The following is a 13,127-nucleotide window of genomic DNA, read 5'->3' as shown; positions in this document are numbered from 1 at the left end:
TTCTCGGGTCGCCCCTCCGAGTTCTGCTTCCTTGTCCGTCCATCATCCCAAACTCCGTTCCGTCCGCGATCGTGCCCGACAGGTGATCCTGTTCGAGGTCGGCGGGCTCGCGCTCATCACGCCGCCTTTTGCGTGGCTGAGCGGTGTGCCGATGGGCGATTCGGTCGGCCTGCTTGCCGTCGCGGCACTGATTGCCGCGCTGTGGAACGCGGTCTATAACACGGCCTTCGACTGGATCGAAGGCCGCATCACCGGCCGCACCGCGGACCGGCGCCCGTTCCGCATGCGTGCCCTGCACGCGCTCGGCTTCGAGGGTGGACTGCTGCTGATGACCCTGCCGGTGATCATGGCGTGGACGGGGATGGGGTGGGTGGACGCGTTGATCGCCGATCTCGGGTTGGCGACGGCGTACGTCATCTACGCCTTCGCCTTCAATCTCGGCTACGACCGCGTGTTCCCCATCGAAGCGCCCGCGACCGAGGGGCTCGTCCGTGCGAAATGAGCGCCCCGTGAGTGCCGCCGCGCCGGCGATCGAGTGCGACGCGGACCTGCGTGCCTTCAACACCTTCGCTCTGCCGGCGCGCGCCGCGCGGCTCGTCACGATAACGGACGCGGCGCAGCTTGCTGCGCTGATCGCGACCCCGGAGTGGACGCTGCCGCGCCTCGTGCTCGGCGGCGGCAGCAACCTCGTGTTGACGCGCGATTTTCCCGGTCTGGTGCTGAAGGTCGCCATCGCCGGACGCCGTCTCGTCGATGAGGATGCCGACGCCTGGTACGTCGAGGCCGGCGCGGGCGAGAACTGGCATGACTTCGTGCGCTGGACCCTGGCACAGGGCTGGGCGGGCCTCGAGAACCTGTCGCTGATCCCCGGTACGGTCGGGGCCGCACCGGTGCAGAACATCGGCGCCTACGGGCTGGAGATGGCCAAGCGTTTCCACGGTTTGCGGGCGGTGTCGCTGGAAACGGGCGAGATGCTGCGGCTGGGCCCCGCGGACTGCCGCTTCGCCTATCGCGACAGCGTGTTCAAACAGGAGCTCGCGGGCCGCGTGCTCATCACCGCCGTGACCTTCCGCCTGCCCAAGCGCTGGCAGCCGGTCACGGGCTATGCGGACGTCGCGCGCGAGCTGGCTGCGCGCGGCATTGCGCAGCCATCCGCGCTCGACGTCTCGGACGCCGTCATCGCCATCCGCCGGCGCAAGCTGCCCGACCCCGCGCGTCTGGGCAATGCCGGCAGCTTCTTCAAGAACCCGGTCGTCGATGCCGCCGTGCTGGCGCGTCTCGATGCCGCCCATCCCGACCTGCCGCGCTACCCGCAGCCGGACGGCCGCTTCAAGCTCGCGGCCGGCTGGCTGATCGACCGCAGCGGCTGGAAGGGGCGCGACCTCGGTCCCGTCGGCGCCTACGAGCAGCAGGCGCTGGTGCTCGTCAACCGTGGCGGCGCCACCGGCGCCGACGTCGAACGCATCGCGCGGGCGATCCAGGACGACGTGTTCGCGCGCTTCGGCGTGCATCTGGAGCCCGAGCCCGTCTTCGTGTGACGGCATCTGTGCCGTCCGTGGACCGAGTGCCAAAACCATGCTAAAAAGCGGGCTTTTGCCCGCCAGCGGCCTTGCTGTCGGCATGACTGCGTGCCGCTGCGGCCCGCGACTCTCCCCGGGGGAAACGAACATGGTCCGGAGCCGTCTGGCTCTTTTCGTGGCGCTGCTGATCGGCGGCGGCACCGGCACGGCATTTGCCGGAAACGATGCGGTGATGCAGCTGATCGCCAAGGCGGCATCCGATTCGGCCACCCGCACCACCCTCGTGCGCGAAGGCGATACGGCCTCGTTCTTCTGCAAGAATTGCCACGGCGAGAAAGGCATCGCGCGCTATCCCGAGGTGCCCAACCTCGCCAGCCAGAATCCGGCCTACATCGTCAGTCAGATCGACGCCTTCCTGTCCGGCAGGCGCCGCAACGAGTTCATGCAGGGGCTGATGAAGGTCCTTGGCGACCGGGAGAAGGCCGCCATCGCCTTGTTCTACGCGAACCAGCCGGCAACGCCTGCCGTCGCTCCACCGCCGGCCGCCGCCGCCGCGGGTGCGAGCCACTACAAGCGCCTGTGCGTGTCCTGCCACCAGGCGGACGGGCATGGTACCGAGACCTTCGCGCGCATCGCCGGCCAGCAGCCGGCCTACCTGCGCCTGAGCCTCAAGCGCTACCTGGCGCGCAGTGGCGAGCGCACCAATGCCGAGATGAGCGCCTCGGTCGGCCAACTCGGCGAGGCCAACATCGAGCCGGTCGTGCAGTACCTGGCGAGCCTGAAGTAGGCGCACGCGTCCTTCAGTCGGTGCGTCCTGCCGCGGCGAGGCCGCCTGCCGTGACGCAGGCGGCGACGCCGGTGGCGATCTCCTCGGCCATGCGCTGCTGGCGCTCCGCGTCGCGCAGGAGCAATTCCTCGTCGCGGTGCTTGAGCACCCCGGCCTCGAACAGCACCGCGGGCTGCTGCGCGCGGTAGAGCACGACGAGGTTGTCGTAGTAGTGGGTGGCGTGCTGCGCGTCGGCATACTCGCGGCGGCGTGCGTTCTTGTCGGTCGGCACGAAGCCCGCGCGCTGCAGCCGCGCGCCGATCGCCGAGGCACACATCAGGCTGCCCGCGGGGTCGGGATTGCGACGTGACACGAAAAGCGAATGGCCCGCCCACAGGTCGCTGAAATCAAGCGGGATGCCCTGCCATTCCCAGGGCGTGAGGTGCTGCTCGCCGACCGAATCGTGGTGGATCGAGATCAGGAAGACGGCTCCGGCAGCTTGTTCGGGGCGCGCCTGCAGCGATTCAATGAGGCCATCGGCGTTGATCAGCTCGGCTCGCAGGCCGAGCCGTTCGAGCGCGGCGACGACGCGCCCGGCGAGATCGCGGTTGAACTCGAACTCGGTGCGGCCGCGCGCGCTGATTGCGCCGGGTGCAGCCAGCGTGTGACCGACGTCGACGGCGATGAGGGGAGCTTCGCCGGCAGCCAACGGGGCGGGGAGTGCGATCGGCGCGAGGAGCAGGCCCAGCGCCGCCCGGGCCGTGCGTCGAAGGGGCGATGGCGGCTGGCGTCGTGCGCCCACGCGCTCAGCCGTCCGTGTTGCCGAGCCGTGCCGAGATCGCCTGCGCGCACGTGCGCAGCTTCGTCGCCATCGGGCCGTCCCATGCCGGGTCGAAGTTCGCGGCCGGGCCCATCGCGGTGATCGCCAGTGCGAGATGGTCGGTGTGGTCGAATACCGGCGCGGTGAAGGCATTGATGCCGGGGATCGGCTTGCCGACGGCACGGGCGAGGCGCTCGCGGCGCACTTCGGCGAGCCCTGACTCGAGTTCCTCGCGCGTCATCGCCCCGCCGCTGGCCGACAGGCGCGCGAACTCCTCCTCGACCAGTGCCGAGGTCATGCGTGCCGGCAGGAAGGCGGCAAAGGTGCGGCCGGTGGCCGACGTGAGCAGGTCCATCACGGTGCCCACACGCATATTCACATGCACCTGGCGGCTGCATTCCTCGATGCTGACGATGGTCGGACCCTGGTTGCCCCACACGGCGATCGCGACGTTCTGCTGGATCTCGTCGGAGAGACGGGCCGCCTCGGGGGTCGCGACGCGCAGCGGGCTCAGGCCGTGCAGCGCGGACAACCCCATCTGCAGCGCGAAGGCGCCCAGGCCATAGCGGCCGGTAAGCGGATCCTGCTCGATCAGGCCGAGCTTGCCGAAGCTCACCAGGTAGGGGTGGGCCTTGGCGGGCGGCATGCCGGCCTCGCGCGCGAGCTCCTTCAGGATCATCGGCGCACCCTGGCGCACCAGCGCCTGCAGCAGCGCGCCGCCGACTTCGATCGACTGGATGCCGCGCCGATCGCCGCCGTGTTTGCTGCCCGGCTCTTCCGGGCGCTCCGCGAGCGTTTCGTTGTCCAAGTTCTTGTCTCCCATGGAGCGCGAATCTTAGCAGTTGCGCCGATCGCCTTTCTTGATTGATATTCAACGATAGCAAACGAATTGACGATTAACAAATCGTTAGCTAGGATGAAATTGATCGCTCACGGCCCCCGCAGAAGTCCATGCCCGGGCAGACGAACTGTAGATTGGCGACCCGCTCGCAGAAGGCGGCGTCCGAAGCGATTGGAACACAGGAGGAGGATCCCGTGCTGAGCACGTACCAGTACCCGAAATTCGAATACCGGCGCCCGCCGGAGCTCGCCGAAGGGCGGGAGGGGAGCGACGGCCGCTATCCGGTCGTGGTCGTCGGCGCCGGCCCGGTGGGCCTCGCGGCGGCGATCGACCTCGCGATCCACGGCGTGCCGGTCGTGCTGCTCGACAACGACGACACGGTGTCGATCGGCTCGCGTGGCGTGTGCTATGCGAAGCGCGCGCTCGAGATCATGGACCGCCTCGGCTGCGCCGAGGAGATGGTGCAGAAGGGCGTGTCTTGGAACGTCGGCCGCACCTTCTTCCGCGAACAGGAGGTGTTCAACTTCAATCTGTGCCCGGAGCCCGACCACCACCGCCCCGGCATGATCAACCTGCAGCAGTATTACCTCGAGGAATACCTCGTGCGCCGCGCGCAGTCGCTACCGAACATCGACCTGCGCTGGAAGAACAACGTGATCGCGGTGAGCGACCACGGGGAGCGCGTCGCGCTGCGCGTCGAGACCGCCGACGGCGCATACTCGATCGACACCGACTGGCTGGTGGTCGCCGACGGCGCGCGCAGTCCGATCCGCCACATGATGGGGCTGGACATCGAAGGCAAGATCTTCATGGACCGCTTCCTCATCGCCGACGTCGTGATGAAGGCGGACTACCCCACCGAGCGCTGGTTCTGGTTCGATCCGCCCTTCCATCCGAACCAGTCGGTGCTGCTGCACCGCCAGGCCGACAACGTGTGGCGCATCGACTTCCAGCTCGGCTGGAACGTCGATCCGGAGGAGGAGAAGAAGCCCGAGAACGTGATTCCGCGCATCAAGGCGATGCTCGGATGGCACGCCAATGAGGACCGCGAATTCGAGCTCGAGTGGGTCAGCGTGTACACCTTCCAGTGCCGCCGCATGCACGCGTTCCGCCACGGGCGGCTGCTGTTCACGGGGGATGCCGCGCATCAGGTCTCGCCCTTCGGCGCGCGCGGCGCGAACTCCGGCATCCAGGACACCGACAACCTCGTGTGGAAGCTCAAGCTGGTGCTGGACGGCAAGGCGCCCGCGGCATTGCTGGATACCTATTCCGAGGAGCGCGTCGCCGCGGCCGACGAGAACCTCATGAACTCGACGCGTTCGACCGACTTCATCACCCCCAAGAGCGCGACCAGCCGGACCTTCCGCAATGCCGTGCTGGGGCTGGCGAAGGACTACCCCTTCGCGCGCGCACTGGTGAACTCCGGGCGGCTGTCGGTGCCGAGCTTCCTCGTCGAGTCGCGCCTCAACACGCCCGACAGCGAGGTCTTCGCCGGCCACATGGTGCCCGGCGCGCCGATGGACGACGCGCCGGTCGACAGCGCCGGCGGCGAGCAGTGGCTGCTGCAGGTGGCCGGCAACTGCTTCCAGCTGCTGTACTGCATGCCGGATGCAGCGGACGTCGATGCCGCGACGGCCGCCGCCTTCGCGGACCTCGCCGCGGGCGCGATTCCCGTCGAAGTGCTGGTCGTCGCCGAGCGTGGCCAGGCCCCCGCAGGTCTGCGGACGCTCATCGACGCGAAAGGGCGCATCCGCGAACGCTACGACCTCAAGCCCGGCACGAGCTACCTGATCCGCCCCGACCAGCATGTGGCTGCGCGCTGGCGCAGCTTCGACGCCGCGACCGTGCGCGCCGCGCTCGCCCGCGCGACCTGCAACGCCTGAAGGAGCGCCGCCATGAGCCTCAACACCGACCCGAACTTCTTCACCCCCGGCAAGCGCTACTTCCGAGCCTTCTCGCCCGGCGACGACTTCTACGAGGCCCTGATCGACATGCACCGCGACCTCACCGACGAGCAGAGCGCGATGGTCAATGCGCGCCTGATCCTGCTGCTCGCGAACCACATCGGCGACATCGCGGTGCTGCGCGCGGCGATGAAGATCGCGCGCGAAGGCGTCTGAGCGACGCGGAGAACCCGTCTTGCCGATTGGCAGGACGCAGCACGTCGCCTCAATGCATTCGAGATGACGGATGATCGTCCAGCAGGTCGTGCCGCGCGCACGCCGAGCAACCCTTGTCCCGGGAATCGCATGAAGCTCTACACCTACTTCCGCAGCTCCGCCGCCTATCGCGTGCGCATCGCACTGAACCTCAAGGGCCTCGCCTGGGAGGTGGTGCCGGTGCATCTCGTGAAGGACGGCGGCCAGCACCGCAAGCCCGACTACCTCGCGCTGAACCCGGCCGGCCTCGTGCCCGCGCTCGAGGACGACGGCCAAGTGTTCACGCAGTCGCTCGCGATCATCGAGTACCTCGACGAGACGCACCGCGAACCGCCGCTGCTGCCCGCCGACGCGGCCGGGCGGGCGCGGGTGCGGGCGCTCGCGCAGGCGATCGCGTGCGACATCCACCCCATCAACAACCTGCGCGTGCTGCAGTACCTCAAGCGCGAACTGGGCGTGAGCGACGAGCAGAAGGATGCCTGGTACCGCCACTGGTGCGAGCTCGGCCTCGCGGCGGTGGAGGCGATGCTTGCGGGCGATGCGCGCACCGGGCGCTTCTGCCACGGCGACGCGCCGGGGCTCGCCGACTGCTGCCTCGTGCCGCAGGTGTTCAATGCACGGCGCTTCGGTGCGAAGCTCGACGCGATGCCGACCGTGCTGCACATTGTGGACGCCTGCGAGATGCTCGACGCCTTCCGGCTCGCCGCGCCAGGCGTACAACCGGATGCGGAGTAGAAAGCGTCGGTTATTGGTTGATATCTAACAAATGCGGCTCTAAGATCGGGCCTCTTTTCTTGCCCACCCTTCGATGACCGCCGCGCCCACGCTCACCCTTGCCGTCCTGATCACCGCGCTCGTCGCGCTCGGGCCGCTGTCGACCGACTTCTACCTGCCCGCGCTACCGGCGATCACCGCGTCGCTCGCCACCGACGTCGCGCACACCCAGCTCACCTTGTCGGTCTATCTGTTCGGCTTCGCCGTCGGCCAACTCGCCTGCGGGCCGCTGTCCGACCGCTACGGGCGCCGGCCGGTGCTGCTGTCCGGGGTCGCGGTGTATGTCGTCGCGTCGCTCACGTGCGTGTTCGCGGTGTCGATCGACGCGCTCATCGCCGCGCGCTTCCTGCAGGCGCTGGGGGCTTGCGCCGGGCCGGTGCTCGGCCGTGCGGTCGTGCGCGACGTGTATGGGCCGCAGGACTCGGCGCGCATGCTGTCCTACGTCGGCACTGCGATGGCGATCGCGCCCCTGGTCGGCCCGCTCGTCGGCGGCTGGCTCACCGAGTGGTGGGGCTGGCGCGCGACCTTCGTGTTCCTGGTCGCGTATTCCGCGCTGCTCGTGCTCGCCATCATGTTCCTGCTGCGCGAGACCAATCCCCACCTCAACCCCGCGGCTGGCCGCCCGGCGGAGATCTGGGCGAATTTTTCGACGCTGCTGCGCGACCGCCGCTACCGCGGGGTGCTGCTCTGCAACGCGCTCGCCTACGCGGGCCTGTTCGCCTTCATCTCCGGCTCGTCCTTCGTCTTCATCGGCATGTTCGGCTTCACGCCGCAGCAGATGGGCCTCGCCTTCGGCGTGATGGTGTCGGGCTACATGGCGGGCACCACGGCCTCGGGCCGCCTGTCGCGACGCGTCGGTCCGGAGCGGCTGATGCGCAACGGCGCACTGCTGGGCGTCGTCGCCGGCGGCGCGATGCTGGGCCTCGCGCTCGCCGGCGTGCATCACCCGCTCGCGGTCATGCTGCCGATGTGGTTCTCGGCCTGCTCGATTGGCCTCGTGATGCCCAATGCGGCCGCGATCGGCATGGCACCCTATCCGCACATGGCCGGTTCCGCGGCCTCGCTGATGGGGTTCGCGCAGATGGGGCTCGCGGCGCTCGCCGGCGTCATCGTCGGCCACAGCCTCGCGCAATCCGTGGTGCCGATGGCGCTGGTCATCGCAGTCGGTGCGATCGCCAGCCTGGGCAGCTATCTCGCGTGGGTGCGGCAGCCGGGCTGAATGCGCTGGGGGCGATCAGGATCCGCGCAAAGCAGTCTCGAACTCCCCCGCGTAGCGGAAGACCTCCCCCAACAGCGGGTGCGTGAGACGAAAATCCATCGCGAACCGGCTGTCGTCGATCGCCTCCTCCACGATGGTGGCGTGCCCCAGCACCAGCCATTCCGGTATCGGCAGAAGCAGCGGCCCGAGCCTGGCAACGTAGCGCACGCTGCGATAATGCAGCCGCTCGCCGCGGACGTAGGGGGCCATCTGCAGCCCGAATACGGGATTGACGAATTCGATGACCTCGCCCGCTCCGGCAGAGACCCAGAAGCTGTCGAAGCGGATCACCCTGCCGTCCGGGTAGGCCACGGTCCTGCGCCAGTACTGGCGCTCGCCGACCACCTCCTTCTCGACCACGGTATCGAGCCGGCTGCCGCGGCGATTGACCAGGGCCCCCAGGAGCCGCAGCGCGCTCAGCAGGGGTTGCAGGTAGCCGGGGTAGTGGATATCCATCTGCCCGCTGTCAGTGTTCGTGCCGAAGCGGTAATGGGCCTGCAATGCCGGAGGCAGCTTTTCCCAGTCGGCGCCCAGCGCCTGTTGCATGAGACTCTTCATGATCCGACTCCCGGAACGTGTTTGAACACCATCAAGGCCACCACCAGCACCATCGCCGTGAAGGCGGGAACGCCCAGCCAGAACCACCAGCGCGCCATGCGCCAGTACAGCGCGGGCAAGGGCGTCCCGCGTGCGACGGCGTCCTCGGCGATCTTCCGCATGCGGATCTGCAGCCACACCACGGGCAGCCAGCAGGCGCCCGCAAGCAGGAACAGGAGCAGGCTGGCGACCACCCAGGGCGTCATGAGCGGTACGCCGAGCAGGAACAACATCCACAAGCCGCTCACGGGCTGGAGGACCACCGTCGGCGTGGTGAAGATCCAGTCGGCCAGCACCACATGCCGGTTGGTGACGGCGATGTGGGCGAGATTGCCGCTGCGGTCGGCCATCCACTTGTAGAACGCGCTGCCGAGGCCGGTGCCGAACAGTAGCACCATGCTGAGGACATGGAAGATCTTGAGCAGGGTGTAGGTCATGATGCGCTCCGTGCATCGGTGCCATCCGAGAAGAACAGACGTGCGTCGGCGGTGTGCGGCATGCGCCCGAGGAAGCGCGCCAGCGGCCGGAAGTCGGCCTTGTAGCCGGTCTCCAGCATGCGCAGGTTTTCCGGCTGCAGGATCGGGTTGATGTACCGTCCCACGCGAGCCAGAGCCATCGCCAGGGAAACGGGGATGCGGACGAGGCGGGCGCGGGGCAGGCCCTGGGCTTCACGCATGCGCTGCAGCCAATCGGCAAACGTGACGGTTTCCGGGCCGACGATATCGAGCGCCTGCCGGACCTGCGGCGATGCGAGGCAGCGCATGACGGTCGCCACCACGTCGCCGATATGCACCGGCTGTATCGCCTGTTGCCCGTCTCCGATGACAGGCACGCGCGGCAGCGCGGCCAGGCGCATGAACAGGCGGGCGCTCTTGCCGCTGCGACCGTAGATCAGGGACGGGCGCAGCACGAACCAGTCGAGGTCCAGGCTGCGCAGGCAGTCGTCGGCCGCGCGCTTGCTCAGGTGGTAGGCGGAGAACGCCGTCTCGTCGGCGCCCAGTGCGGAGATCTGCAGCACCCTGCGAATCCCCACCTGCGCGCAGGCCCGGAACAGGGCCGACGGCGCCAGGGTGTGCAGCGGCGCAAACCGTTGGCCGCCGTTCTCGCCGATGATGCCGACGCAGTTGATGACCGCGTCGATCCCCGCAAGATGTGCTTGCCAGTCCGAGGCGGAGTGCATGCGGCGAAAATCGATGCCGTTCTCGCGCGAAGCGGGAATGACGCGATGACCGGCGGCAGTGAGCGCCGTCGCGATGTTGCGCCCGATGAAGCCGCTGGCGCCGGTTAGCAGGATGTTCATGATGCATCGCCTCCGCGCGCCGATTCGACGAATCGGCCGAGGTGCCGGCCGACCGAAAAGAGCCCGAGCAGCAGCCCTCCCAGCGCCGCCATCAGGGTCAGGCGCAGGCTGTCGAGCGGATTGCCGACGCGCGCGAACATATCCACCAGGAGGACGAGCAGCAGTGGTGCGATGACCAGCATGACCTTCGTGTAGCTCGCCCAGAAGGCGGCGGCCTGTTCGTCCGGGCAGATCCGGTCGAGGATGTTCGTCAGCGGTCCGGACAGCACATGCAGGACGGCAAGGCTGGCGGCGATGCTGATGAGCGATGCCGCGAGTAACTGGAGATAGGCGTTCATGAGTGGCTCCTTGCGTATGACAGGAGCCCTCACTCTGCCGAACGGTGCCCGGCGGGACTTCCGTTCTTATCGAAAAGGAACGCTTTTCGGCTCCGGAAAGATCATTCCGGAGCGTTGTGTCGGCGCAGACGGCTATTGCGCAGCCCCGCCCCGGGCGTTGAGCTTGCGGAACTGGCCGGGTGTCGTCCCCTCGACCTCGCGAAACGCGTCGTAGAAATTCGACTGCGAGGTGAAGCCGACGCTGAGGCCCACCGACAGCACAGAAGCCGAGGGCTCGTCGCACAGCATGGCCTTGGCGGCAGCCACGCGCCGCTCGCGCAGGTAGCGCGCGAAGCTTTTCCCCAGCCGGGCATTGAGCAGTTCCGACAGCTGATGGGGGCGCAGCCCGACCCGCTCGGCAAGACCCGGCAGGCTCAGGTCCGCATCGGCGTAGGTCCGGTCGCTTGCCATGAGTGCCTCGAGCCTGGCGAGCATCGCATCGCAGTCCACGTTGTTCAGCGTCGACGTCGCGTACGCCGCCTGCACCGTTTCACGCACCTCGGTCGACAACTGTGGCCGAAGGACGAGCGTCGTCTGCACCAGTAGGAAGGCCAGCCCGATGGCAACCGCGTACAGACTGAAGAACAGCCTGTCGGGCAGCGATGCTTGAAAGAGCCCGAGCGCCGAGACGCCGATCGCGATCGTGAAGACGCCCCCGAGCAGGAGCAGTTCGAGATGGAAATGGGCGCGCTCGTGGCGCAGCCGGAACAGGCTGCGCGCGAGCCACAGCATGTAGCCGGCGCCGACGAGGAAGGCCAGCGGCAAGGCCGACGCTTCCGGAAGGAAGGGGCACATCAGGAGCGGGAAGGCGTGAACGAGCAGGGCGGGGCGGGTCGCGGAAGCGGCCTGCGGGCGCAGCAAGGGGCGGCTGAACATGTAGAAAGCCGGCGCCACGGCGAACAGGATCATGCGGTAGGGAAGGGCGGCCACCCATTCGCGATCGAGATACAGCCAGGCAAAATGCGCGGCCTGCAAGGCGCTCAGCGCCAGCAGGAGGACCAGGCCCATGGCCCGCGACACGGGCTGGTCGCGGTAGTGCTCGCTGCGGAAATGCGTCAGCGCGATGATCAGGGCGCTGAACAGGGAATAGCCGACGAGGAGAATGGCAAGACCGGTCACGGCAGGTACGCGGCAGGGGGCGACGGGTTTCCGACGGGGATGATGTGCGACACAGGCCGTACGTACCGTGAAGGGTGCGCGATCATGTCTGTGTAATATTCTACCATCCGGACTGAGGCCCGCAGGCGCGCCTCATGGAGCGACTCTCGTCGTTCCCGCGGCGAATGCCCGCGCGCGAGTCGCCTCAGCCGCCGCGCAGGATGTCCATGTCGGCGCGGTTGCGCTCGTCGGTATAGGGCTCGGCCGGCGCCGGTTCGCCCTCTCCGGCGAAGCACTGCACCAGCACGTTGCTCTGCGGCCGGTCGCGGAACAGCACCTCGACCGCGCACTGGCCGTACACCGACTGGATCGTCGCCAGCAGGTTGCGCGCGTAGGGCGATGCGAGGCGCGGGTCGAGGATCAGGTTGGCGAGCATCACCCCGTCCGGCGCGAGCGCGCGGCGCGTGCCCGCCCAGAACTCGCGCGTCACGAGATGTGCCGGGATGCTCGTGAGCGCGCTGTACACATCGACGACCACCGCGTCGAAGCGCTCCGTGGTGTCGGCCACGAAGCGGCGCGCGTCGGCGGCGACGAAGCGGCCGCGGATCGGCTCGCGCAGGAATTCGCGTTCGGCGATGTCGCGGATCGCCGGGTCGATGTCGACGTAGAGGTAGTCGTTGAGCGGCTCGCGGTGCGACAGCGTGAAGCCGCCCCCGCCCAGCACCAGCACGCGCCGCTCGCGGAAATGCAGTTCGTCGAGCAGGATCGCGCGCAGGCGCTCGACGTAGCGCGTGTAGCGCGGCGGCTCGCTCGCGTCGATCATCGAGGCGGCCGAATTGTTGTTGCGGAACACGCGCGCATTTGTGCGACCGGGCACCGAGGCCGCATCGACGCGATAGGTCGCGTAGGCCGTCTCGATCTGCTGCGGCAGCAGCACGTTGCACGCGAGGGCGGCCGCGCCGACCAGCGCGGGCAGCGATAACGCGCGCAGCGAGGGCCGTGCCGCGGGCGCAGCGAGGAAGGGCACGATCGCGAGCAGCAGCGCCGTGCACACCAGCACCGCCGCAGACACGCCCAGCCACTGCATCACGAGGAGCGACAGCGACAGCGAGCCGAGGAAGGAGCCCAGCGTCGACCAGTACAGCGCCGCGCCGCTGCGCGCGCCGGCGCGCTCGTGGCGCAGCAGGTTGGTCAACACCGGCACGGTCTGGCCGAGGAGCCAGGCGATCGGGCCGAGCACGCCGGCGATGAAGACGAGGTAGGCGACGAGCGGCGGGCGCACATGCGCGAACAGCGCATCGACGACCGGGCCTGCCAGCCCGGCGCCGGTCAGCGCGGCCGCGACGATGAAGTTGAGCCGCACGCGCGCGAGGAAATCGCGCTCGACGCGCCCGCCGGACTGGTAGCCGAGCGCCAGCGCGAGCAGGAAGAAGCCGATCGTCGGTGCGGTGATCGTGATCGCGCTGCCCAGGTGCGGCACCAGGCGGCGCAGCGCGATGATTTCCGCGCCGAGCGAGGCGAAGCCCTCGACGAACACCATGCCGAACAGCACTGCGCCGGTGAGGGGCGGCACGGAAGCGCCGGGCGCTTCGGCCTGCGGCGTCATCGCGGCAATCG

15 protein-coding genes are annotated in these 13,127 nt (G+C 68.5%); 7 read left to right on the top strand and 8 right to left on the bottom strand.

Annotation, left to right across the window (positions count from 1 at the left end; all coding sequences use genetic code 11):
* Positions 1-31: 31 nt before the first annotated feature.
* From ToN1_RS11160 to ToN1_RS11150, 3 genes are all read left to right on the top strand, one after another.
* On the top strand, positions 32-502 hold the full coding sequence (locus tag ToN1_RS11160) for a PACE efflux transporter (protein ID WP_169207292.1): 471 nt from the start codon (positions 32-34) through the stop codon (positions 500-502).
* Positions 503-509: 7 nt separating this feature from the next.
* Positions 510-1,538 carry a UDP-N-acetylmuramate dehydrogenase gene (gene murB, locus ToN1_RS11155; RefSeq protein WP_169207293.1) on the top strand — a complete coding sequence of 343 codons (1,029 nt, stop codon included), beginning with the start codon at positions 510-512 and terminating at the stop codon, positions 1,536-1,538.
* Between the two features lie 130 nt (positions 1,539-1,668).
* On the top strand, positions 1,669-2,307 hold the full coding sequence (locus tag ToN1_RS11150; protein ID WP_169207294.1) for a c-type cytochrome: 639 nt from the start codon (positions 1,669-1,671) through the stop codon (positions 2,305-2,307).
* Positions 2,308-2,320: 13 nt separating this feature from the next.
* On the opposite strand, the gene ToN1_RS11145 is transcribed toward ToN1_RS11150, so the two are convergent.
* Both ToN1_RS11145 and ToN1_RS11140 read right to left on the bottom strand, forming a co-directional pair.
* Positions 2,321-3,034: an N-acetylmuramoyl-L-alanine amidase family protein gene (locus ToN1_RS11145; protein WP_169207337.1), complete on the bottom strand. Its 714-nt coding sequence runs from the start codon at positions 3,032-3,034 to the stop codon at positions 2,321-2,323.
* Between the two features lie 58 nt (positions 3,035-3,092).
* A complete protein-coding gene (locus ToN1_RS11140) occupies positions 3,093-3,914 on the bottom strand; it encodes an IclR family transcriptional regulator (protein ID WP_244861028.1) in 822 nt (273 codons plus the stop codon).
* Positions 3,915-4,141: 227 nt separating this feature from the next.
* Between ToN1_RS11140 and ToN1_RS11135 the strand changes: the two genes are divergently transcribed.
* The 4 genes from ToN1_RS11135 to ToN1_RS11120 all read left to right on the top strand — a co-directional run bounded on the left by ToN1_RS11135 (position 4,142) and on the right by ToN1_RS11120 (position 8,099).
* Positions 4,142-5,830 carry an FAD-dependent oxidoreductase gene (locus tag ToN1_RS11135; RefSeq protein WP_169207296.1) on the top strand — a complete coding sequence of 563 codons (1,689 nt, stop codon included), beginning with the start codon at positions 4,142-4,144 and terminating at the stop codon, positions 5,828-5,830.
* Positions 5,831-5,842: 12 nt separating this feature from the next.
* The gene (locus ToN1_RS11130; protein WP_169207297.1) at positions 5,843-6,067 is read left to right on the top strand and encodes a DUF2783 domain-containing protein; all 225 of its coding nucleotides are present in this window, start codon (positions 5,843-5,845) and stop codon (positions 6,065-6,067) included.
* Between the two features lie 129 nt (positions 6,068-6,196).
* Positions 6,197-6,841: a maleylacetoacetate isomerase gene (gene maiA, locus ToN1_RS11125; RefSeq protein WP_169207298.1), complete on the top strand. Its 645-nt coding sequence runs from the start codon at positions 6,197-6,199 to the stop codon at positions 6,839-6,841.
* Between the two features lie 73 nt (positions 6,842-6,914).
* Positions 6,915-8,099 carry a multidrug effflux MFS transporter gene (locus ToN1_RS11120; RefSeq protein WP_169207299.1) on the top strand — a complete coding sequence of 395 codons (1,185 nt, stop codon included), beginning with the start codon at positions 6,915-6,917 and terminating at the stop codon, positions 8,097-8,099.
* A gap of 15 nt (positions 8,100-8,114) precedes the next feature.
* Here ToN1_RS11120 and ToN1_RS11115 read toward each other — a convergent pair whose 3' ends face one another.
* From ToN1_RS11115 to ToN1_RS11090, 6 genes are all read right to left on the bottom strand, one after another.
* Positions 8,115-8,696, bottom strand: coding sequence for a DUF4166 domain-containing protein (locus ToN1_RS11115; protein ID WP_169207300.1), 582 nt, complete (start codon positions 8,694-8,696; stop codon positions 8,115-8,117).
* Positions 8,693-9,172, bottom strand: a complete 480-nt coding sequence (locus ToN1_RS11110; RefSeq protein WP_169207301.1) for a DUF2269 family protein — start codon at positions 9,170-9,172, stop codon at positions 8,693-8,695. Before ToN1_RS11110 ends, ToN1_RS11115 begins: the two co-directional genes overlap by 4 nt.
* Entirely contained in the window at positions 9,169-10,035 is an 867-nt protein-coding gene (locus ToN1_RS11105) for an NAD-dependent epimerase/dehydratase family protein (protein WP_169207302.1), read from the bottom strand. The genes ToN1_RS11110 and ToN1_RS11105 overlap by 4 nt, the downstream gene beginning before the upstream one ends.
* Entirely contained in the window at positions 10,032-10,373 is a 342-nt protein-coding gene (locus tag ToN1_RS11100; RefSeq protein ID WP_169207303.1) for a hypothetical protein, read from the bottom strand. The genes ToN1_RS11105 and ToN1_RS11100 overlap by 4 nt, the downstream gene beginning before the upstream one ends.
* A 132-nt stretch (positions 10,374-10,505) precedes the next feature.
* On the bottom strand, positions 10,506-11,531 hold the full coding sequence (locus ToN1_RS11095; protein WP_169207304.1) for an AraC family transcriptional regulator: 1,026 nt from the start codon (positions 11,529-11,531) through the stop codon (positions 10,506-10,508).
* A gap of 184 nt (positions 11,532-11,715) precedes the next feature.
* Complete coding sequence (locus ToN1_RS11090) at positions 11,716-13,116, bottom strand: fused MFS/spermidine synthase (protein ID WP_169207305.1); 1,401 nt, start codon at positions 13,114-13,116, stop codon at positions 11,716-11,718.
* Positions 13,117-13,127 lie beyond the last annotated feature (11 nt).

Origin of the sequence: Aromatoleum petrolei (assembly GCF_017894385.1) — a bacterium.
Lineage (GTDB): Bacteria > Pseudomonadota > Gammaproteobacteria > Burkholderiales > Rhodocyclaceae > Aromatoleum > Aromatoleum petrolei.
This window is presented reverse-complemented; position numbering and strand designations above follow the sequence as displayed.

Excerpts from the sequence above, each read along its gene's own strand:
- ToN1_RS11110 (WP_169207301.1), bottom strand. The coding sequence starts at position 9,172 with ATGACCTACACCCTGCTCAAGATCTTCCATGTCCTCAGCATGGTGCTA.
- ToN1_RS11090 (WP_169207305.1), bottom strand. The coding sequence starts at position 13,116 with ATGACGCCGCAGGCCGAAGCGCCCGGCGCTTCCGTGCCGCCCCTCACC.
- ToN1_RS11150 (WP_169207294.1), top strand. The coding sequence starts at position 1,669 with ATGGTCCGGAGCCGTCTGGCTCTTTTCGTGGCGCTGCTGATCGGCGGC.
- ToN1_RS11115 (WP_169207300.1), bottom strand. The coding sequence starts at position 8,696 with ATGAAGAGTCTCATGCAACAGGCGCTGGGCGCCGACTGGGAAAAGCTG.
- ToN1_RS11120 (WP_169207299.1), top strand. The coding sequence starts at position 6,915 with ATGACCGCCGCGCCCACGCTCACCCTTGCCGTCCTGATCACCGCGCTC.
- ToN1_RS11100 (WP_169207303.1), bottom strand. The coding sequence starts at position 10,373 with ATGAACGCCTATCTCCAGTTACTCGCGGCATCGCTCATCAGCATCGCC.
- ToN1_RS11105 (WP_169207302.1), bottom strand. The coding sequence starts at position 10,035 with ATGAACATCCTGCTAACCGGCGCCAGCGGCTTCATCGGGCGCAACATC.
- maiA (WP_169207298.1), top strand. The coding sequence starts at position 6,197 with ATGAAGCTCTACACCTACTTCCGCAGCTCCGCCGCCTATCGCGTGCGC.
- ToN1_RS11130 (WP_169207297.1), top strand. The coding sequence starts at position 5,843 with ATGAGCCTCAACACCGACCCGAACTTCTTCACCCCCGGCAAGCGCTAC.